The organism is Paraburkholderia sp. JHI869 (assembly GCF_038900775.1).
Lineage (GTDB): Bacteria > Pseudomonadota > Gammaproteobacteria > Burkholderiales > Burkholderiaceae > Paraburkholderia.
Window position 1 is genome coordinate 263,648 of record NZ_JAYMSC010000008.1, and the last position, 21,404, is coordinate 285,051.

The 21,404-nt window shown below is 63.3% G+C and carries 19 protein-coding genes; 15 read left to right on the plus strand and 4 right to left on the minus strand.

Annotated elements, in window-relative coordinates; genetic code table 11:
- The first annotated feature begins 1,377 nt into the window (after positions 1 to 1,377).
- From VSR72_RS16830 to VSR72_RS16865, 8 genes are all read left to right on the plus strand, one after another.
- A complete protein-coding gene (locus VSR72_RS16830; protein ID WP_342953460.1) occupies positions 1,378 to 2,751 on the plus strand; it encodes a replication initiation protein in 1,374 nt (457 codons plus the stop codon).
- Between the two features lie 952 nt (positions 2,752 to 3,703).
- On the plus strand, positions 3,704 to 4,393 hold the full coding sequence (gene parA / locus VSR72_RS16835) for a ParA family partition ATPase (protein WP_342953461.1): 690 nt from the start codon (positions 3,704 to 3,706) through the stop codon (positions 4,391 to 4,393).
- Positions 4,383 to 5,408, plus strand: a complete 1,026-nt coding sequence (locus VSR72_RS16840; protein ID WP_342953462.1) for a ParB/RepB/Spo0J family partition protein — start codon at positions 4,383 to 4,385, stop codon at positions 5,406 to 5,408. The genes parA and VSR72_RS16840 overlap by 11 nt, the downstream gene beginning before the upstream one ends.
- 516 nt (positions 5,409 to 5,924) lie before the next feature.
- The gene (gene ilvA, locus VSR72_RS16845; RefSeq protein WP_342953463.1) at positions 5,925 to 7,523 is read left to right on the plus strand and encodes a threonine ammonia-lyase, biosynthetic; all 1,599 of its coding nucleotides are present in this window, start codon (positions 5,925 to 5,927) and stop codon (positions 7,521 to 7,523) included.
- A gap of 183 nt (positions 7,524 to 7,706) precedes the next feature.
- Positions 7,707 to 8,687, plus strand: coding sequence for an ABC transporter substrate-binding protein (locus tag VSR72_RS16850; protein WP_342953464.1), 981 nt, complete (start codon positions 7,707 to 7,709; stop codon positions 8,685 to 8,687).
- A gap of 19 nt (positions 8,688 to 8,706) precedes the next feature.
- Positions 8,707 to 9,681, plus strand: coding sequence for a ribose ABC transporter (locus VSR72_RS16855; protein WP_342953465.1), 975 nt, complete (start codon positions 8,707 to 8,709; stop codon positions 9,679 to 9,681).
- Positions 9,678 to 10,454, plus strand: coding sequence for an ATP-binding cassette domain-containing protein (locus VSR72_RS16860; RefSeq protein WP_342953466.1), 777 nt, complete (start codon positions 9,678 to 9,680; stop codon positions 10,452 to 10,454). The genes VSR72_RS16855 and VSR72_RS16860 overlap by 4 nt, the downstream gene beginning before the upstream one ends.
- Before the next feature lie 85 nt (positions 10,455 to 10,539).
- Complete coding sequence (locus VSR72_RS16865; protein WP_342953467.1) at positions 10,540 to 10,893, plus strand: DOPA 4,5-dioxygenase family protein; 354 nt, start codon at positions 10,540 to 10,542, stop codon at positions 10,891 to 10,893.
- Between the two features lie 42 nt (positions 10,894 to 10,935).
- Here VSR72_RS16865 and VSR72_RS16870 read toward each other — a convergent pair whose 3' ends face one another.
- On the minus strand, positions 10,936 to 12,294 hold the full coding sequence (locus VSR72_RS16870) for an MFS transporter (protein ID WP_342953468.1): 1,359 nt from the start codon (positions 12,292 to 12,294) through the stop codon (positions 10,936 to 10,938).
- A gap of 283 nt (positions 12,295 to 12,577) precedes the next feature.
- Here VSR72_RS16870 and VSR72_RS16875 point away from each other — a divergent pair, with 283 nt between their 5' ends.
- A complete protein-coding gene (locus VSR72_RS16875) occupies positions 12,578 to 12,838 on the plus strand; it encodes a hypothetical protein (RefSeq protein WP_342953495.1) in 261 nt (86 codons plus the stop codon).
- A gap of 15 nt (positions 12,839 to 12,853) precedes the next feature.
- Here VSR72_RS16875 and VSR72_RS16880 read toward each other — a convergent pair whose 3' ends face one another.
- Entirely contained in the window at positions 12,854 to 13,870 is a 1,017-nt protein-coding gene (locus VSR72_RS16880) for an aldose 1-epimerase (RefSeq protein WP_342953469.1), read from the minus strand.
- Positions 13,871 to 14,068: 198 nt separating this feature from the next.
- On the opposite strand from VSR72_RS16880, the gene VSR72_RS16885 reads away from it, so the two are divergent.
- The 5 genes from VSR72_RS16885 to VSR72_RS16905 all read left to right on the plus strand — a co-directional run bounded on the left by VSR72_RS16885 (position 14,069) and on the right by VSR72_RS16905 (position 20,146).
- A complete protein-coding gene (locus VSR72_RS16885) occupies positions 14,069 to 15,157 on the plus strand; it encodes a LacI family DNA-binding transcriptional regulator (RefSeq protein ID WP_342953470.1) in 1,089 nt (362 codons plus the stop codon).
- Positions 15,158 to 15,347: 190 nt separating this feature from the next.
- Complete coding sequence (locus VSR72_RS16890) at positions 15,348 to 16,382, plus strand: ABC transporter substrate-binding protein (protein WP_342953471.1); 1,035 nt, start codon at positions 15,348 to 15,350, stop codon at positions 16,380 to 16,382.
- Positions 16,383 to 16,396: 14 nt separating this feature from the next.
- Positions 16,397 to 18,013: a sugar ABC transporter ATP-binding protein gene (locus tag VSR72_RS16895; protein ID WP_342953472.1), complete on the plus strand. Its 1,617-nt coding sequence runs from the start codon at positions 16,397 to 16,399 to the stop codon at positions 18,011 to 18,013.
- Between the two features lie 44 nt (positions 18,014 to 18,057).
- A complete protein-coding gene (locus tag VSR72_RS16900) occupies positions 18,058 to 19,086 on the plus strand; it encodes an ABC transporter permease (RefSeq protein ID WP_342953473.1) in 1,029 nt (342 codons plus the stop codon).
- 4 nt (positions 19,087 to 19,090) lie between these two features.
- The gene (locus tag VSR72_RS16905; protein WP_342953474.1) at positions 19,091 to 20,146 is read left to right on the plus strand and encodes an ABC transporter permease; all 1,056 of its coding nucleotides are present in this window, start codon (positions 19,091 to 19,093) and stop codon (positions 20,144 to 20,146) included.
- Positions 20,147 to 20,185: 39 nt separating this feature from the next.
- Here the strand turns inward: VSR72_RS16905 and VSR72_RS16910 are convergent, their stop codons facing one another.
- Positions 20,186 to 20,623, minus strand: a complete 438-nt coding sequence (locus VSR72_RS16910; protein ID WP_342953475.1) for a hypothetical protein — start codon at positions 20,621 to 20,623, stop codon at positions 20,186 to 20,188.
- A gap of 143 nt (positions 20,624 to 20,766) precedes the next feature.
- Between VSR72_RS16910 and VSR72_RS16915 the strand changes: the two genes are divergently transcribed.
- Positions 20,767 to 20,997, plus strand: coding sequence for a hypothetical protein (locus tag VSR72_RS16915; protein ID WP_342953496.1), 231 nt, complete (start codon positions 20,767 to 20,769; stop codon positions 20,995 to 20,997).
- A gap of 181 nt (positions 20,998 to 21,178) precedes the next feature.
- On the opposite strand, the gene VSR72_RS16920 is transcribed toward VSR72_RS16915, so the two are convergent.
- Positions 21,179 to 21,404, minus strand: a 226-nt coding sequence (locus tag VSR72_RS16920; protein ID WP_342953476.1) for a hypothetical protein, incomplete at its 5' end; no start/stop codon positions are given.

The window sequence follows — 21,404 nt, forward strand, 5'->3', positions numbered from 1 at the left end:
CCTGAACTGGGTAACCGGCAATGGGAGAAACCGTCGGTAATCGACTGCGTTTTCCAGATCAGTTGTCTCCGCGACCTGGATGGGGGCGGGTCCAGGGCAGCCAGCGAGCATTGCGGTTGCTTTGCGATGGCGTTCGTGGCGATCCAGTCGATCCCATAGGCAGTTACCTTGAACGAAGAATCGCCCCATATTCGGAGACCATCCGATCGTTTCTTTATAAAAATCATAGGCCTAACCTAACATCTGAATGTCAGATCTGAAGAATGGGCGAGTTAGGTGGTGGCCTATGGGACCCGCAATGCCTTGGTAGACGGGCTAGGTAACCAAGGATGGGGTTACGGAGGTTGGTGACCACTCACATGCATTAAGGTCCCCGGTTTTGGGAGACGTCTTTCTCATCGAACGCGTGTTTCAGTGTTTACCTTTTACGCTTTAACATCTTTAGTAAACCTTTAGGCGCGGCAAACCCTTACCAGGCAAGGTTTTGCGGCCGATTTGGTGGCTGGTTATGGGATCTGCGGTCCCGGGTATGGGAGTTTGGGGTTGTGGATATGGGACTTCGGTAGCCGGGCATGGGGTTTACGGGTTGTGGATATGGGGAGAAGGTCGCCCGCTATGGGAAAGAAAGCGGTTTGGCCTTGAGGTGACTGTTTATGGGAGTCAGGGAAGGTCGCCGCTTATGGGGCAGTTTGCGTGATCTGAGGATGTTGGGGCGGGCGGTTCGGTCGGATTTAGGTAACCATTCTTGGGATACTCCTTGGGTAACCAGATATGGTGGCTTTTCAGGAGAGGTATACCGACGTCTTCGAGGCGCAAATTGGCTGCCCCGCATGAATCCTTGCATGTAACGAAGCGAGCCGGAGCAAGGTAACAGGTTATGGGATCCGCTACGGGTCACCTGTTATGGGAGGGAATGCGGATTCGCAGCTCCCCGACGGCGTATTTTGCGCTTGCATGGGTAACCCGCTGTGGGAGCCGCCTCAGGTCACCGTTTATGGGCGACATGTGTGTGCCGACGCGTGGCTTGCCAGCACCATGGAACAACCGTGAAGGCAGCGCGGAAAATCCCATAGACGGCTACCTGTTATGCGCAAATCTATGGAGTGAGTACTCACATTCGGCCTAAAGGTCACTAGCTATGGGGTAGTTTTCAAGGCACGGCAAGGCAAAGGTCACCAGTTATGGGTTCCTGCGCAGAGTCGGCGACGAGTGCCGCGCAGGTGTTCGCAGTGGCCTTCGAGACGGGAAATCTTCGGCTGTCAATGCTCTTCGCCCTTGGGTGTCGTGCCGTGTCACGATTGCGTTTGCGGCCTTGAGTCACCTGGTCGGTTGGTATACAGTTACCAACCGACCAGGTTCCCTTTCAACGTGGGTCATATGGCAAGAAAAAAGGCCGAAGCCGGCGACGCCGACAAACAAGGTGCACTCGTATTCCAGCAAGGCCAGCCGCCTGATCTGTTCCGCAAGGCCGTCCCGGCGATTCACATCGCGCCGAAGTCCGGGTCGATCAGCCTGCAGCAGCGCAAGATGTTCAGCTCGCTGATCAAGAACGCCATTCGCCAGGATTCCCTCGACCGCGGCCGCTCGTCGTTCGAGATCACGATCTCCGCCCTCTCCCAGGACGTCGATCTGAACAGCAACAACACTGAGTACGTCAAGGAAACGATCAACTCGCTGATCAGCACGGTCGTCAACTGGGACTACCTCACGCAGGACAAGCGCAGCATCTGGAAGGCGTCCGGCTTGCTGGCCGGCGCCGAGCTCGAGCGATCGGTATTGCGCTACACCTTCTCCGAGCAGATTCGGGGCGAACTGCTCAATCCTGAAATCTACGCGATGATCGATATGCGCATCACGCGTCAGTTCAGGAAGGCGCATTCGCTCGCGCTGTGGGAGAACGTCGTCCGCTACGAGGCCGTGGGCGTGACCGCGCGCTTTCCGCTCGCGACGCTGCGTGACCTGATCCTCGGGCAGGACACTTCGGCGCAATCGTACAAGCTTTACAAGCAGTTCAAGAGCCGTGTGCTGGTGCCCTGCATCAAGGAAGTGAACGAGATTTCGGACCACATGTTCGAGCTCATCGAGCACAAGGTGGGACGCTCGGTCGTCGCCCTGCAGTTCCGTGTGACCCGCAAGCCGGAGACCGATCCGTCCCAGGAACTGCGTGCAAACGAGACGCTGCTGATTGGCGAGATGTCGAAGTTCAGTATTCCGGTTTCCGAGGCACGGCGCCTACTCAAGCAGTACGGCGAGGAGAAGATTCGCACGGCGGTGGCTTATACCGCGGCGCGGGTCGCACAGAAGAACGCCGCGCCGCTCGCAAACGTTGCAGCGTATTTCCGCAAAGCGCTGACGGAAGGCTACGAGTTACCTGGTGCGAATGCCGCGGCACCTGCCGCCGATGCGGGCCGCGCGCGCGAAAGCCAGGATCAGGTGAAGGACCGCTATATCGCGGCGAAGATCAATGAGGCGCGCGCCTACTTCAACGAGCTCGAGTACGACGACCAGACTGCGCTGATCAAGCGCTACAACGAGACGGTCGGCATGGACAAGCTCAAGGTGTCGACGGCGAAGGTGCCAAGCAAGATGGCATCGACGAACTTCTTCCGATGGGTGGTGCTGGACACCTGGGGGCAACCGACTGCTGCCGACCTGCTTGAATTCCTGTTGAGCGGGCAACAGGCGCCAGCGGGCGGCGAGGGTCTGCAGGCTGCGGAAATCGATCTTGCGTTGAAAACGCGGGACGAGTGACGGCGATGGAGGAAACGAGACGGCGGCTTCGGTCGCCGTTTTTTTGGCCAATTCGTCGTGCGCGCGCAAGAAAATTTAGCTAAATATAACGACCTAGAAATCGTAGATAAATATACATTATGAAGCTTCTGCGCGTGAGAGAGACTCTCGTTTTCTTTCGTGATGCATTAGGTTCCGACTATGTGAGTGTCTTGGGCTAACGTATGTGCTTCGTCGCCGGGCGCGTCAGATTTTGATGCCACTATGCTGTTTCGTGCGATCCACATTGATCTCCACGTGGAGAGTCTCTGCTTCAAAGGAACAGGTCCTTGCTAGTGCGGCGATGGACTCGAAGCCAGTATCTGCTTGTCGCCGCAACCTACGCTGGCCGCCACCTGTTCACGCGTAACGCTCTTTCCGAATGCTTATTGATGAATCTCCACGTGGAGATTCGATGGTTGCATGTGTCGGCGGGTCGCTTGCACTTCGTCCCACGCTCGTAGCACCCTTCCTGGCTGAGAACAGGGCGGCGACACTCTCCACGTGGAGATTTACGCGGCAACCCTCAGTCGCCCAATCGCCGAAAGTTTTCTTCAGCACTGTCGCAAATCTCGAATCATCTACGTACCGTCACGCTTGCATTACACGGCTATGCAAAGATGTTCCGATTCGCCGAGGTGTGAGACGACGGCCTCCGCCCATTCGATGACATCCTGCGATCTCCACGTGGAGATCGACTTCTGCCGCCGTTGAAACATCATGATTCAGCTCGCCCGCCCACTCGCCAATTCATCGTGCAGCCTGAGATCCTTATCCGTTTGGCCAATTGGTTGTGAACTGGCAACGTCTGAGGCGGAAATCCTAGAATTTACTTTAAGTTGCCGTTAGACTCCCGAGTGACTTGCTGAAGTCTCCACGTGGAGAGAGTGCCCGGGAGGCTTGTCCGCCGTTGAACAATTACATGGAGAAACGAATGGGTCTCGTGATAGCCGTAGCGAACCAAAAAGGTGGGGTTGGCAAAACCACCACCAGCATGAATCTGGCCGGGGCATTTCAGGCTGAAGGCTATAAGGTCTATGTTGCAGATGCAGACGGCCAGCAATCTTGCATGAGTTGGTGTGCAGCGGCCGGTCCCGAAACGCCCTTGCCGTTCCGCGTCGGCAGCATTCACAAGCTGGAGAAGATGATTGGGCCGGAAATCGCAGCGTTGGCGAACGACTACGACGTCGTCATCGTCGACTGCCCGCCTAATATCAACGACCTCACTACCGCGCGCGTTCTTGCCGTAGCCGATGCAACGGTCATTCCGACGGATGCGTCGCCGATCGACATCTGGAGTAGCGAAGGGATGATGGAGTTGGTCGAGCGCACCCGGGTCGCCAATCCAGCCGGAAAATTCGCGATTTTGCTGAATAAATCTAATTCGAAGACGCTGTTGCATACGCAGATGAGCGCCATCCTCGCCGAAAGCAACGTCCATGTGTTCTCGGCAACGATCAAGCAACGAGAACTGTATCGGCAGACGGCAGCGCTTGGCCGCACCGTCTTCGATGTGCGCGGCGTGCGCGGGACCAAAGTCGCGAAGGATGAAATCAGCGCCGTCTACAACGAGATCATTGCGCTGATTCAGGAAGAAGAAGAGGAGGTCGTCGATGGCCGCTAAGCTGAATTTCACCAGCAAGGTTCGCGCAGGCATGGCTGCCGAGCGCGTTTCGGCTGGCGAGCGTCTCGCCGAAGCCGATGTCGTCAATATCGCGCAGCGTGACGCGGTCGCACCAAACACCGCGGAAGCTCCGGTTGTCCAGCCTGCCGAAGTCATCGAGGCACCGCTTTCGATGCATGCGGTTCGGAAGATCTCGGTCGAGGACGTCGTCTCCAATCCGTATAACCCGCGCGCGTTTTACAGCGCCGAGACGATCGACGAACTGGCCGAGAGCTTTGCGACGCAAGGGCAGATCACGCCAATCCTGGTCACGAAACTCGCGGCGTTTCCCGGCCAATATGTGATCGTCGACGGCGAGCGGCGTATTCGTGCTGCGCGTTCGCGCGGCGACAAGTTCATCGATGCCGATGTCCGCGAGGGGCTCGACAACCAGAACCTGTACCTGCGCGCCTATCACGCCAACAAGGAGCGCGAAGAGCAGACAGTATTCGACGATGCGCTCGCGTGGAAGAAGCTACTCGACGATCGTGTCTACGTCGACCAGGTCGAGTTGGGGGTGGCCGTGGGCGAAGATCCGAAGCACATCAGCAAAGTGATCGCCCTTACGTCGCTGCCGCCTTATCTGCTGCAGCGGATGGCACAGAATCGCAAGGATGTCGGGCTCGGACACGCCTACAACATCAAGCTGATCTTCGATCGCGCGGGCGCCACGGTTGCCGAGCATTGGCTTCAGCAGGTGGTCGAAGGGAAGGCGAGTGTGCGCAAACTCGAGGCGGCGGCTTCGGCGGAAGCGGGTGCGCGCAGCGTGGGACCGCGCCGCACGCATTACCAGTCGCGCGTCCAGTTCAATCGACCGGACGGTGTCGCGCTGGGCGAACTGAAGCTGTTCGGCGACGGGCGCGCAGAGTTGAGCCTTAAGGGCATCGCGCCCGCCGATCAGCAGCGCCTGGCGGAGCGCGTGAAGGCCGTCATCGAGCAGTGGGCCTCGGAAATGGACACGTCTGAGGCGACCTGAGCGTCGCGCGCATCGGCCAACAGTAGCAGGGGAGGGCGTCGTCAGACGCCCTTTTTTGTTGTGCCGACCATGCGCCCCATGCATGAAATGCGACCGGGGTCGAATCCGTGAAACAGACGCGAAAGAATGCAAGAATAGAGATAATCATTTAAAATCAACGAACTAGGCGGGATTTCCTAGAATGTTTCACGAAACATGTTAGCCGGAGGAGGCGTAATTCGTGTTTTTTGCCTCTCTCGCCATGGAGACGCCCGGCTTAATCGAAAAACGTAGCAAATAAAACGTAATTTGTAGTGCGTTACGAATAACCAGGTTGTGAGCAATTGACAACGCCCGTCCCCCAGGTCATTCTTAGCAAGATGAACTGCCGCCTTTTCACGATTGCGCTGATTATTCGCACCATTCAACGAATGGTGGGTTAGCGTACGTCTGGCAGCAGTGACAACAACCCGCCCCAAGAGGCGGGTTTTTTGTTTCCGCCTCCTGGCCAAAACGAAAGTGAGTACAGGAGCCGCCATGCAGTTGCATCAAAGTCGTCCCGCAGCCGAAGCCACCGAAGTCGCCGAAGCCACTGATCCCGCTCAGCCGCGACGCGACGAAAACGACTATCTCCGAAAGATTCTCACGGCGCGGGTGTATGACGTCGCCCGCGAGACCGAACTCGAACGCGCCCCGAATCTCTCGGCGCGTCTGCGCAACGCCGTGTTCCTCAAGCGTGAGGACAACCAGCCGGTGTTCTCATTCAAGCTGCGTGGCGCCTACAACAAGATGGCGCACCTCACGCCCGCGCAACTCGAGCGCGGCGTGATCACCGCGTCGGCGGGCAATCACGCGCAGGGTGTGGCGCTTTCGGCGGCGAAGCTCGGCGTGAAGGCCGTGATCTGCGTGCCCGTCACCACGCCGCAGGTCAAGGTCGATGCCGTGCGCGCCCACGGCGGCGCGACCGTCGAGGTCGTGCAGGCGGGCGAGTCGTATAGCGATGCCTATGCCCACGCCGTGCGCCTGCAGGAAGAGCGCGGCCTGACCTTCGTGCATCCGTTCGACGATCCCTTCGTGATCGCCGGCCAGGGCACCGTGGCGATGGAAGTGCTCAGCCAGCATCAGGCCCCGATTCACGCGATCTTCGTGCCGATCGGCGGCGGCGGGCTGGCTGCGGGCGTGGCGGCCTACGTCAAGGCCGTGCGCCCCGAGATCAAGGTGATCGGCGTGCAGACCGACGACTCCTGCGCGATGGCGCAGTCGATCAAGGCGGGCAAGCGCGTGGAACTCACCGAGGTCGGCCTGTTCTCGGACGGCACGGCAGTCAAGCTCGTGGGCGAGGAAACCTTCCGCCTGTGCCAGCAGTATCTCGATGAAGTCCTGACCGTGGACACCGACGCCCTGTGCGCCGCGATCAAGGACGTGTTCCAGGACACGCGCAGCGTGCTCGAACCCGCCGGCGCACTGGCCGTGGCGGGCGCGAAGCAGTACGCGGAGCGCGAGGGCATCGAAGGGCAAACGCTCGTCGCGATCACCTCGGGCGCGAACATGAATTTCGACCGCATGCGCTTCGTGGCCGAGCGTGCCGAGGTCGGTGAAGCGCGCGAAGCCGTGTTCGCGGTGACGATCCCCGAGGAGCGCGGCAGCTTCAAGCGCTTCTGCGAGCTGGTCGGCACGCGCAGCGTGACCGAGTTCAACTACCGTATCGACGACGCCGAGCGCGCGCACATCTTCGTGGGCGTGCAGATCCGCAACCGCGGCGAGTCGCAGCAGATCGCGAAGACCTTCGTCGATCACGGCTTCCCGAGCGTCGATCTCACCGGCGACGAGCTTTCGAAGCAGCACATCCGCTACATGGTGGGTGGGCGCTCGCCGCTCGCGCACGACGAACGTCTGTTCCGCTTCGAATTCCCCGAGCGGCCGGGCGCGCTCATGCGCTTTCTCTCGTCGATGGCGCCGAACTGGAATATCAGCCTCTTCCACTACCGCAACCAGGGCGCCGACTACAGCTCGATTCTGGTGGGCATCCAGGTGCCCGCAGCGGAAGACGCAGAATTCCGCCGATTCCTCGCGACGCTCGGTTATCCGCACTGGGAAGAGACGCAGAACCCGGCGTATCGGTTGTTCCTGCAATGAAAATAGTCAGTCATCCCACCAATCGGGATGTCTGCATCCGAAGCGCATAAACAGCGCAAAAAGTGCAGGAAAACACCAGGCCCCGCAGCAGAGCGCGTCAGTATACTGACCCACTGCTGCCGGGCGTGGTCGCCTCGGGAAGATTGGGCGCCGTGCGTCGGACTCACCTGGAGGAAGACAAACATGTTGCGCATCGCTCTTGGCTGTCTGATGGCTCTTTCCACGATCGCCGCCGGCACGCTGCCTGGCGTGGCGCATGCGGATGCGGCGCATCCCGTCGTCGCGCTGCTGCCCGGCGTCACCGATCCCTTCTACTTCACGATGCATCGCGGCGCCGAGCGCGCAGCGAAGGAAGACAACATCCAGTTGCTGTTCCAGGTGCCGAAGGCCTGGAACACCACGGAGCAGGTGCCGATTCTCAAGGCATTCATCGCCAAGCGTCCCGACGTCCTGCTTGTCTCACCGGTCGACAAACAGCAGCTCATCGGCCCGCTCAAGGAAGCCGCCGACGCCGGCATCAAGGTCATCACCGTCGATACCTATATCGGCGACGGTCGCTATCAAACCGGCAAGGGCGACGCCGATTTCCCGCTCTCCTATATCGCTTCGGACAACCTGGAAGGCGGCCGCGTGGCGGCGCGCTCGCTCGCCAAGGCGATTGGCGACAAGGGCACCGTCTATTGCGAGAACAACAAGCCGGGCATCTCCAGCACCGATGCGCGCGCGCAAGGCTTCATGGAAGAGATGAAGAAGCACCCCAACATCAAGGTGCTTGAAACGCAATACAACGAGGACGACGCCAATCGCGCCGCCTCGCACGTCGCGGCGGTGCTCGCGCGCAATCCCGATCTCGCGGGCGTGTTCGGCGCCAACACGTTCTCGGGCGCGGGCGCGGCGCAGGGCGTAAAGAACGCGGGCAAGCAGGGCGCGGTGAAGGTCGTCGTGTTCGACGCCGTGCCGGGCATCGACGAACAGATCAGAAGCGGTCTCGTCGATATCGCCATTGCGCAGCTTCCCGACGAGATGGGCTATGACGCCGTGAAGTTCGCCGCCGACGCCATCCACGGCAAGAAGATCCCCACCTACAAGGGCACGGGCTTCGTGGTGCTGGACAAGTCGAACATCGACAAGCCGGAGATGAAGCAATACATCTATTCGAACTAAGCCACGCGAACAGAGCCACATGAACGACAAACGACTCGACAGGCTCGCGCTCGTCAGCAAGGTCTGGCCGTGGCTCTTTCTCGGCACGCTGCTCGTCTTTTTCGAGGCGTGGGCGCGCATCTCGGCGCACCGGTCGTTCGTGTTCAACGCGTACAACCTGCAGTCGATCGGGCTTGCCGCGAGTGCGCCGCTCCTGCTCGCCATCGGCCAGACCTTCGTGATCATCACCGCGGGCATCGATCTTTCGGTGGGCTTCGTGATGGGGCTCGCGGCGGTGTGCGTCGCGCAGTTCACGATTCCCGGCGGCGAATCGCCGTGGATTTTGCTGATGTCGATCCCTCTCACGGTTCTCGTGTGCCTGATTCCGGGCTTCGTGAACGGTGTATTGATCGCGCGCCTGAGCGTGCCCGCGTTCATCGGCACGCTCGGCATGTATGGCGTCGCGCGCGGCGTGGGCTTTCTCGCAGCGGGCAGCGGCATGACCGTCTCCGTCAACAACCCTGGGCTCGCGTGGCTCGGCAGCGGCTGGACGCCCGTGATCCTCACGGCCGTGCTGCTCGTCGTCATGCACTTCGTGCTCTCGCAAACGCGCTTCGGCCAGTACACCTACGCGATAGGCGGCAATCCGCAGTCGGCGGTGCGCGCGGGCATCAACGTGCGCCGTCATCTGTTCGCGATCTATCTGATTGCAGCGGCTTTCGCGGCGGTCGGCGGCATCGTCTACACGGCGCGTTTCGCGGCGGGTGCCGCCAATGCGGGCGAGCCCATGCTGCTCGATTCGATCGCTGCCGTCGTGATCGGCGGCGCGAGTCTCTTTGGCGGCACCGGCAACGTCATCGGCACGCTGATCGGAGCGCTCATCATCGCCGTGATCGAATTCGGGCTCGTGTTCATCGACGTCAACGCGTTCTGGCAATTCATCGTGGTCGGCATCGTCATCATTCTTTCAGTGCTGATCGACCAGTACAAGGATCGGCTCGGAGGCGCGCAATGAGTGGTGCAAGCGCCACGCCGATTCTGGAGGCGCGTGACGTCTCGATCCGCTTTGGCGGCGTGGAGGCGCTCAAGCGCGTTTCGTTGCGGGTCATGCCCGGCGAAGTCCTTGCGCTCGCGGGCGACAACGGCGCGGGCAAGTCCACGCTCATCAAGATTCTTTCGGGCGTCTATCGGGCCGACGCGGGCGATCTGCACTTCGAAGGGCGTCCGCTGCAACTGCGCGATCCACAGGACGCGCGCTCGCAGGGCATCGAAACGATCTATCAGGATCTCGCGCTCGCCGACAATCTCGACGTGGGCAGCAACATCTTTCTCGGCCGCGAGCCGGTGCGACGCCTACTCGGTTTCCAGGTGATCGACCGGCCGCATATGGCGCGGGTGGCGCGCGAAGTGCTCGAGCGGCTCGATATCGTGATTCCGCCGCGCAAGCTCACGGGCCCCGTGAAAATGCTCTCGGGCGGCCAGCGCCAGGCCATCGCGATAGGCCGCGCAATCTACTGGAATGCGCGCGTGCTGATCATGGACGAGCCGACCGCGGCGCTCGGCGTGCCCGAGCAGCGCAAGGTGATGGAGTTGATCCGCGGACTCAAGGCGCAGGGCGTGGCCGTGATTCTCATCTCGCACAATCTGCACGATATTTTCGCGGTGGCCGAGCGCATCGTCGTGCTGCGGCGCGGCGAAGTGGCGGGCGAGCGGCGCGTGGCCGAAACCGACGGCGACGAGATCGTACGGCTGATGGTGGGCGACACGTATTCGAACGGCGCGCATTGAAACGTCGCGTTGTGCGCTCGCCTGCGCCGCGCGAGCATTCGATGGACAATGGCGGTTCGAACCTTCACCGCAGTCCCGTCCCGCCATGAACTACCTCGATCCCGCCGATATCACGAGCTGGCACGCGCACGTCTATTTCGACGCGGCCACGCGCGACGCCGCATGGACCTTGCGCGAGGCGATCGAAGCCCGCTTCGGCGAGATCGTGCAGATCGGGCGCTTTCACGAGCGCCCGGTTGGGCCGCATCCAATGTGGTCGTATCAACTCGCCATTTCGCGCGAGCGCTTCACGACGGTCGTCGAATGGCTCACGCTCAATCACGGCGCACTCGACGTGTTCATCCATCCGAACACCACCGATGCCCTGCGCGACCATCGCGACGCTGCCGTGTGGATCGGCCATTCGCACACGCTCAATCTCGGCGCGCTCGGCGGCTAACTCCTCCGCGCAACGTGCCGCAACGCACAAGTCGCGCGGGCCTCAGTGCCCGAACGACTCCGTCTTTGCCGCCGACGAGCCGCTCGCCTGCGGACGCGCAGCCTGCTTGATGAGCAGCGCCGCGCCGGCAATGAGACCGGCGACGGCCACCGTCGCGAAGATGCCGGCAAACGTGAAGTGCCGGCGGGCCAGTTCGGCCACGAGGAACGAGCCCGCGATGCCGCCGAAGCGTCCGATGCCGAGCATCCAGGCCACGCCGGTGCCACGGCCCTGGGTGGGATAGAACGCCGCGGCGAGCGCGGGCATCGACGATTGCGCCGTGTTCATCAGGACGCCGGCCACGAACACCACGAGCACGAGCAGCGCCACATTGCCCGCCGCCTGGCCGATGAGCCATACCGAAAGCGCGGTGAGCACGTAGCACGCGGCGATGATCCGGTTCGCGTTGAAGCGGTCCATCAGCATGCCGCTCAGCACCGCGCCCACGCCGCCGAGCGGGAAGAGCGCCGAGATCAGCGTGGCGCTCGAGGCCGTGAGGCCGGAGTCCTTGAGCAGCAGCGGCATCCAGTTGATCGACGCGTAAAAGATCACGAGCCCCATGAAGTACGCGACCCACAGCATGACCGAGCCGACGAGGTACATCGGCGAAAGCACGACGCCGAGGCCCTTGCTTTCCGTCTGCGGGGCGTGCTCAGTCATCGTGAACACCTGCGCTTTGGCGGCGTCGGGCGAAATGCGGGCGAGCGCGGCGCGAATACGCTCGACAGGCTTTTGATTCGCCACCATGTAACGCACCGATTCCGGCATACGCAGGAAGAGCGGCACGGCGAGCACGAGCGGCGTGATGCCGCCAAGCATGAGCACGCTGCGCCAGCCGAAGTGCGGAATCATCCACGCCGCGAGAAAGCCTCCGCAGGCCGCGCCGAGCGGAAAGCCGCAGAACATCAGATTGATCACGGTGGCGCGGTTCCGGTCGGGGCAGTACTCGCCCATCATTGTGACCGCATTCGGCATGGCGGCGCCGAGGCCGACCCCCGTAATGAAGCGCAGCCACGTCAGTTCGCCAATGCTCGTGGAGAACGCCGAAACGAGGCAGGTCACGCCGAACAGCAGCACCGAGCCGACCAGCATTGAGCGTCGCCCGATGCGATCAGACAGTGGCCCTGATACGAGTGCGCCGCAGGCGAGGCCGAAGAGCGCCGCGCTCAGCACGGGTGCGAGTGCGGGCTTGGGGATGCCCCATTCGCCGAGCAGCGAGGGCGCGATGAAGCCGATCGCGGCCGTGTCGAAACCGTCAAGCAGGACGATGACGAAGCACATCGCGAAGATGAGCCACTGGAACGGCGAAAACGGATGTTCGTTGATGAAGGTTTGGACGTCGACGGCACGTGGCTGGTCCATGGTTTTGTCTCCTGTCGACCGAGGTTGTCGTTGTATCGGCTCGCTGTGGCGAGCCGCTTTTTTTTGGTTTGCCTTACAACCTTGAATAGTAACCGCTGCGTGGCGTTTTCTGGAGATCCTCTTTGGGCGAGGCAGGCGGGTGTCTGCTAGCCTGAAAGCAGCACGGCGAGTATGCGCGTGCTGCAAGCGTGTCGCGTTGCGCGACAAGGAGTTCCAGATGAAGCCTTTCTTTGCCCACGCGGCCATGCCGTGGCTCATGGCAAGCGCGATGCTGGCAGGCGCGATGCTGGCAGGCGCGTCCAGCCCGGCTTTTGCCCAGCTCGCGCCGAGCGACAACTTGCGCGCGCCGGAAAACAGCCTCGCGCTCATGCCGGGTGCCCAGCCCGGCAGCGAATACCCGACCCACGGCAACCGCCAGGCTGGCGAGATGCCGGTTGGTCCGACCGATCCGCGTGGGCAACTCGCGAACGGCCACCCGAACAACGCCGAGGCGGGCGGCTACGGCGCGCCGTTGGCGGGCGTCCGAAATGGCGCGGGCATGTGAGGACGGCTAGCTGCTTCAGGACCGCTCGGGTTGCCAGGCAAGTTGGGCTTCGAGCGCTTCGCCGGGCGCGAGCACGGTGCCGCCCACGTCGATACGCTTCACGGTTCCCTCGTGACGCAGGTTGAGCCAGTCGGTCGTATTGCTGACGGGTTCCGCGCAGAAGTACGGCAGGCCGGGCGGGCAGAAGACCACGAAGAAGTCGAGCGGGGTGCTCGCGCGCAGCGCGAGACGCCGGCCTTCGTGCGGCCATTCGATGACCGCCTCGCGGCGCCAGCCGGAGAAGTTGTTGTCGAGATCGAAGTCATCGACGATCAGGCCGGCCTGCAGGGCGTCGACAGCCGGGTGGGCGCTGAGCGAAACCGGCAGGACTTCCGTGTCGATTTCCCACATGGCGCGCACGCGCGCGGCAATGCGCGTGCCGGGCGGACGCGGATAGTACGGGTGATGGCCGAGACCGAACGGCATGGGCCGCGCGGCCAGGTTGCGGGCCCACAGGCGCACGGTGAGGCCGCTGGCGTCGAGCGTGAGGTGCTGGCGCGCTTCATAGCGAAACGGCCAGCCGGTCCGGGCGTCGCTGCCGCGCGAGCCTTGGGACTCATGTGTTTCATGAGGCTCGTGCAGGAAATGCAGCGTGAGCGTATCGGCCGTTTGCGCCTCGACCGTCCAGGGGCGCCGCCATGCGTGACCATGCAGCGCGTGGCGCAGCGCGCCCGTGCCGCTCGGCAAATCGATCATCTCGCCTTCGAAGCGGAATCGCCCGTCGCGAATGCGGTTGCAATACGGCATCAGCGGAAAGCTCGCCATGCCGAGCGGGTCGCGCGCGTCGATGGCGTCACGCGTGGCGGGGCGCAGCCAGTGTGAGGCTGAGGTCTTGCCCGCAGCGTCGTAGAACGCGGCGATCGAGCCGCCCACGTGCGGCGCGACGAGCACGCGCGCATCGCCATGGGCGAGCGTGACGAGCTGGCCGTCGTCGAGCGCCGCGGCGTCGAAGGCGATCGCTGGGTACGGCGAGGGTGTCGGTCGATCAGTCAAATGAGCGTTCTCCAGTGAATCGAATTATTACTAATAAAAGATAATATAGGCGTTGAAATCGCTGATGATGGCGCCAAAAAATGGTGACATACTCCAATTGATGGTCCAAATTATTAGTGCTACGCTTCGGGCCAACAGCGCGGCTCCGAGCGCGCGCCGCCGCGCCGCGCAGCCCTCTCGCAGTCCTCCTCACACCCGATGAAAAAATCGACGCAACGCCGCCCGACCATGACCGACATCGCGAAGGCCGCGGGCGTGTCGCAATCCACGGTGTCTCTCGTGCTCAACGGCGCGGTGGGCGCCAAGCTTTCCGAAGCGACGCGCCTGAAAGTGCACGAAGTCGCGCAGTCGCTTGGCTACCAGTTGCCGATCCGCGCGGTGCAGACGCCCGCGCCGGCAGGCGAGCGCAATCTCATCGTCTATCTCGCCGACGAAGTTTCGACGAGCCCGCACCCGGTCGTGAGCATCGACGGCGCGCGCGACGCCGCCTGGAACAACGGCTGCCTGCTCGCGGTGTTCTCGACGCACGGCAACGCGCAGATGGAGCAGCAGGTGCTGCAAACGCTCGCCATGCCGAACGTGCTCGGCGTGATCTACGCGACTGTGTACACGCGCAAAGTTACGGTGCCGCCCGCGCTGCTGAAGGTGCCGGCCGTGCTGCTCAACTGTTACGTGTCCGATCACGCGCTCTCTTCGGTCGTGCCGGCCGAAGTGGCGGGCGGCCATGCGGCCACTGAATACCTGATCGAAGCGGGGCACCGGCGGATTGGCTTCATCAACGGCGAAACCTGGCAGGACGCCGCGAAAGACCGTCTGAAGGGTTATCGCCAGGCGCTCGCGACCGCCGACCTGCTCTTCGACGAACGCCTCGTGCGCGACGGCGACTGGAGCTCGGGCAAGGGTTTCGAACTCACGCTCTCGCTCATGCGCGAGCCGAATCCGCCCACGGCGATCTTCTGCGCCAACGACCTGACGGCGATCGGCGCGATCGAAGCGCTCAAGCAACTCGGGCTGCGCGTGCCCGAAGACGTCTCGGTCATGGGCTACGACGACCAGGAAATCGCGCGCCACACCCATCCGCCGCTCACCACCGTCGTGCTGCCCAACTACGAGCTTGGGCGCTGGGCCGTCGAGACGCTGCTGCAGGAAGAACAGAACCGCAGCGCCGGCGCGCCGGTGCGCCACCGCACCGTGAAGCTCGACGGGCCGCTCATCGAACGGACCTCGGTGTGCGCGCCCGCCCCCGCCTCCCCCGTGAATACCCTCATTAATATCTCCGAAAATTGACTGGTAATATTAGTTGAAGCGATCGCCGTAATTATTTGGTGCGGTGCGTCGCGCGTCGTATCGGATGAATCAAGAAAGACAAAAAAGCCGCGGTCGGGCCCAGGGCCCGCACTGCCGATGTCATTCATCGCTTTGCGTCGGACCGGAGTCAGTGCGAAGGCATGGGCTCTGGCCGACACAGGAGACAGCCATGCGTCATCAACGAATCCAGTCCGCCCTCATTGCCGCCGGTCTTTGTTTCGCGAGCGCGTTCGCCGCGAGCGCTTACGCGCAGTCCGACAACAGCGCACAGAAAGTCCAGTCGAATTCCAGCGAGAGCTGCACGAACCCCAAGCCGGGCGGCAAGAAGCTGAGCGACATGGTGGTGGGCTTCTCGCAGTCGGAGAATGAACAGAATCCGTTCCGCGCGACCGAAACCGCGTCGGTGCGCGCCGCGGCGAAGGAAGCGGGCGTGAAACGCCTCCTCTATACGAACGCGAACGCCAATCAGGCCAAGCAGGTCGCCGATATCGAAAGCATGATCAACCAGGGTGCTGAAGCGCTCATCATTGCGCCGAACGACTCCACCGGCCTGCAACCGGCGCTCGCCCAGGCGCGCGCGAAGGGCATTCCCGTCGTGACGATCGACCGGCAGACGGCCGGCACGGTGTGCGACGACTTCATCACGTTCCTCGGCTCCGACTTCTACAAGCAAGGCGAGCGCGCGGCGAAGGCGCTGGCCGACGCTACGGGCGGCAAGGCGATCATCGCCGAGATTCAGGGCGGCTACGGCAACACGGTGGAAAGCCAGCGTACGGACGGTTTTGCGAACGGCCTCAAGCCCTATCCCGGCATGAAGATCATCGCGGCGCAAACCGCGAACTGGTCGACGACCGAAGCGCAGAAGGTGATGGAGCAGATCCTGCTCGCGCACCCGGACGTCAACGCCGTCTACACCCACGCCGACACGATGACGGTCGGCGCGATCAAGGCGCTGCGCCAGGCTGGCAAGCTCAACGGCGTGAAGATCGTCTCGATCGATGGCACGAAGGAGATCGTCACGGATATCTCGAACGGCATCGTCGCCGCCGACGTGGAGACGAACCCGCGCTTCGGTCCGCTCGCCTTCAAGTCGCTGGAAGACTATCTCGCGGGCAAGCCGGTGCCGCAAAAGCAGATCATGGACGACGCGCTCTTCGACCGGACCAACGCGCAGCCGTCGCTCGCGCAGGGCAAGGTCTACTGAGCGGCGAGCGCACGATGACGACGAGCGCCCCCGCCAATCGCACCGATTCCGCCATGAAAACGCCGCGCGCCGTGCTCGAAACGCACGGCGTTTCGAAGACCTTCGGCGTGGTGCGCGCGCTGCGTGACGTCTCGCTCACGCTGCGCGCGGGCGAGGTGCACGGCCTCGTGGGCGAGAACGGGGCGGGCAAGTCCACGCTGATCAAGGTCCTCACCGGGTTTCATCAGCCCGATGCGGGCGCGCTCACGCTCGACGGCGCGGATCTCGCGTTCGACAGTCCGCGCGCGGCGCAGGGCGCGGGCGTGTGCGCCGTGTATCAGGAAATCAACCTGATACCGGAGCGCAGCGTGGCCGACAACATCTTCCTGTGCCACGAACCGAAACGCTTCGGCATCCTGATCGACAGAAAGCGCATGCTCGAACGCGCCGCCGAGATTGTGCAGCGCTACCGGCTCGCCGTCGACCCGGCCGCGCGTCTCGGAACGCTTGGGCTCGGCGCACAGCAGATGGTGGCGATTGCGCGCGGCGTTTCGCTGGGCGCGCGCGTGCTGATCCTCGACGAGCCGACTTCGGCGCTAAGCGGCGCAGAAGTAGACGTGCTGTTCGAAGTCGTCGATCGCCTGCGTGCCGAGGGCATTGCGCTGCTCTTCGTGAGTCATCGGCTTTCCGAATGCTACCGGCTGTGCGATCGCTTCACGGTGATGCGCGACGGTGCGGTGGTGCGCACGGGCACGCCCGAGGAGCTGCCGCGCGCGGCATTGATCGCGGCCATGCTGGGCCGCGAAAGCGCGGGCGAGCACGCGTGGGCCGAACGCTCGGGCAGCGCCGATGCCGATGCCGACGCGAACGCCACGCCAGCGCTGGCTGTCGATCATTTGCAATGGGGCAACCGCGTGCGCGACGTATCGCTGCGCGTGGCCCGCAAGGAAATCGTCGGGCTCGCGGGCCTGCTCGGCTCTGGCCGCACGGAAACGTTCAAGACGATCTTTGGCGCGCAGAAGGCCGATGGCGGCGAAGTCGATATCGCGGGCCGTGCGCTCACGCATGCAAACCCGGCGCGCTCGATCGGGCGCGGCCTCGCTTTCCTCTCCGAAGACCGCCGCGCGGAAGGTATTTTTCCGCGTCTCTCGGTGCGCGAGAACATCGTCGCGAGCCTGCTGCCGCGCATTTCGCGCTTCGGCTTCATCTCGCGTGCGAAGGAAGCGCAAGTGGTGCGCGAGGCGATCGAGCGGCTTGGCATCAAGACGGCCGGCCCCGGCGCGCTCATCACGACGCTCTCGGGCGGCAATCAGCAAAAGGCGCTGATCGCGCGCTGCCTCTCTACGCGCCCAACGGTGCTGCTGCTCGACGATCCCACGCGCGGCATCGACGTCGGCGCGAAGGACGAGGTGCATCGCGTCGTGCAGGAACTGGCGCAGGAGGGGCTTGCGGTGGTAGTGACTTCATCGGAGATGGAGGAACTGCTTGCGCTCACTGACCGCCTCGTCGTGCTCAACGAAGGCGCGACCGAGGGCGGCATGCCAACCGCGGGCGCGCACCCCGACGACGTGCTTGCCGTGCTGGCCGGCGCCGGTGCCAGCAATGGCAACAACGCTGACAACGGCGCAGATCACGGCGGCGGCACCGCGTGAGCAACGCCGCACCCAACCCGCCACAATCCACGACAACCGCTCCGATGGCGACCAACCTTGAATCGAACGAGGCAAGCTTGAGCCCCTCGAATCCTTCGAATTCCTCGAGCCGCTCCGTTGCGCCTGCGTCTGGCGCCGCGTCGCGCGCGCAGACCTGGCGCACCGTGCTGCGCGAGCACAGCGTGTACTTCGCGCTCGCCGCGCTCGTGGCGTTCAATCTCGCCGTCACGCCGGGTTTCTCGAATCCCTTTGCGGCGCGCAGCCTGCTGTTCGAGGCGGCGCCAATCGTCTTGATCGCGCTCGGCCAGAATCTCGCGATCGCGACGCGCGGCATCGATCTCTCCGTGGGATCGGTGATGGCCCTCGCTAGCGCATCGATCGCGGTGTTCCTGCCGTATGGCGTGGGTCCGGCGCTCGTTGGCGCGGTCGCGGTGGGCGCCGTAGCCGGCTTGTGCAACGGGCTCCTCGTGTCGCTGCTCGCCATCGATCCGCTGATCTCGAGCCTCGCCTTGCTGGTCGCCGCGCGCGGGCTCGCACAGGCGCTGCTGGGCGGCTCGCGCGTGAACCTGCCCGACACACCCGCGTTCGATCTGCTAGGCGCTGGCGCGCTCGGCCCGCTGCCCATCGTCATGCTGATCGCGATTGCGCTCGCGGTCGTGGTGGCGTTCGTGGTGCGGCGTACGACCTTCGGGCGCTACGCGATTCTCGTGGGCGCGAGCCGCGGCGCCGCGTTCCTCGCGGGCATTCCCGTGCGGCGCACGCTCTTTCTCGTCTATGCGGTGAGCGGCACGCTTGCCGGACTCGCCGGTGTGTTCGCGTCGTCGCGGCTTGGCGCTGCGGATCCCAACTATGTGGGCGTGAACTTCGAACTCGATGCGATCGCGGCCTCGGTCATCGGCGGCACGCCGCTTTCGGGCGGGCGCATCTCGATCGTCGGCGCGGTGTTCGGCGTGCTGCTGCTGCAGGTGCTCGACGCGAGCTTCATCATGAACAACATCAGCTTCACTTACGCGCAGATTCTCAAGGCGGTGTTCATCGTCGTCGCGCTCTATCTGCAACGCCCGGGAGGCTGACGCGATGCAAAAGGCTAAACCGGCGGACGCACAAAGCGCCGCCGCACCCGGTGCCAATCGGCGCGCGCAAGTGATCGCGCTCGTCCAGTCGCGCGGGGCGATCGCCATGCTCGTGGTCGTCGCGCTCGTGGCGGGCATGGTGTTTCCCGACTTCCTGCGCCCCGCGAACCTCGCCGACATCGCCTCGAACGGCGCGTTTCTCGGGCTCGTCGCCGTGGGGCAGAGCATCGTCATCATCCTGGGCGGCTTCGATCTTTCCGTCGGGTCGATGGTCGGACTCGGCACGGTGCTGGCCGCCTATGCTGCGCCCTATGGGTGGGGCGCAGCGATGCTCGCGCCGGTGGCGGCGGGTTTCGTCGTGGGCCTGGTGAACGGCGTGCTGATCGCGCGCGCGCGCATGGCACCGTTCATCGTCACGCTCGCGGCGCTGCTCGGGCTGAAGGGGCTCGCGCTCGTGCTCGCTAGCCAGGATCTGCTGATCGCCAATCCGGGGTTCTTCGCGCGCATCGCCAATGGCTCGGTGTTTGGCGTCAACAATCTCATTTGGGTGCTGGTAATCGTTTATGCGCTCGGCGGCGCGCTGCTCAATCACACGCGCTTCGGCGCGGCGATCTTCGCGATTGGCGGCAACGAAGAGGCGGCGCGCATGCTGGGCGTGCGCGTGGAGCGCGTGAAGATACTCGCCTATGGATTGTCCGGCGCGCTCGCCGGTCTCTCGGGGGCGCTGCTGGCGTCGCATCTGGACTCGGGGTTGTCGGGCGCGGGGACCGGATATGAATTGCAGTCGATTGCCGCGGCCGTGATCGGCGGCGTGTTGCTCACGGGCGGCGTGGGAACGATGGCCGGACCGCTGGCCGGCGTGCTGCTGCTCGGTGTCATCGATAACGTGATCAATCAGGTCGGCACCCTGAGCCCCTACTATCAGAACCTCGCGAGCGGGGCGTTCCTGCTCGCGGCGGTGATCGTGCAGACCGTGCTTACCGGCCGCCGGCATGGAGCCGCGCAGGCTGCGGCGGGCGGGACTCGGCGGCGTGCGGTTGCGGGCGGCGCGGGGTCGTGATCCTTAGCGACCTGAATGGCGGATTGGCGGTCAGTCCGGTTATTGACGCGAAATGCTCAGCTTCACCCGCGTTGAGCCGACGGTCTGCGCCGTGATTTCAGTGCGGCCGCCGCGCTGCCCGAGGTAGAAGTGCTGACGGCCCGGTGAGTTCACGTCGTGTGTCGCGTCGGGCAGGCACGAGGCTATGTCGGCGCCGACTCCTTCCAGGGCGTTCGTTCCCGAGCCTGCTTCGTGTGCGCTCCACACGCACTGGTAACTGGCGTCGTTCGTCGCGCACTGGGCGTCGTCGCCATAGGGTTGCGCGACGGCGCGTCCGTCGTCAGGACTCAATGTGGCGAAATGCTGCGGTGCAGCCGCGACGATGCGTTTTAGCGCTGCGCAGGGGCTTGCGCTATCGTCCGCGCGAGCGGCCAGGGGCACGCCCGGTATGACGATTGCCGAGCAAAGCGCAAGGAACCGGATGATCGGTGGTTTCATAGTGTCTCGCTGCATGAGAGCAGCGCCTCATCGTGGCACGTGAGGGTAGCGGTGCAAGCGGCGTGCCGGGAACAGCCCTTGCAGGGACACGTCGGACGACTCATCACGAGGAGAGCGCCATGACCAAACCGTTCGATCGCACGATGAAAGCGGGCGCGTTACTGATGGGCCTGGCGTTTGCGATTGCGGGCAGCGGCGAATCGCGCGACGAGCAGGACCATGCGTGCCGCGGCGATGCGTTCCACTTTTGCGCGAGCGCGATTCCGAACAAGGAGAAGATCGCGGCGTGCATGAAGCAGCATTACGACGAGCTCTCGCCGCCATGCAAGGCGCTGTTCGACCCGCCGCCGGCGAAGGCCAACCCGAAGCCATGAGCGCTAATGCCGCTCGGTGCGAAGAGGCGCAGCGCGCCTCTTTTTCATTGAGTCGATAGGAAAGGGCTTGCGGACTCGCGATCGAGGCGATAAGATTCGCCCCCTTCGCAGTTCGATGTCTCTGATGTCGGTGCAGCGAAGGCCGCCGCGGAAACCGGTGGTTGGCGAAGTCGACAGCTTTTTAAGCGGTAAGCGAAAAAAAGCAGTTGACGAAGCGAAAAAGATTCTTCATAATCTCGTTTCTCTGCTGCTGACGCAGCAACGCAGAAAACGCCGGGTGGTTCGATGGTTTAACGGCGCTTTCGCGATCGATCTTTAAAAATTTACAGCCGATAAGTGTGGGCGCTTGATGCGGTGGCGGCCTGACCTTGTTCTCCGGAATGAAGTCGGGAGCAGCAAAAGTATCA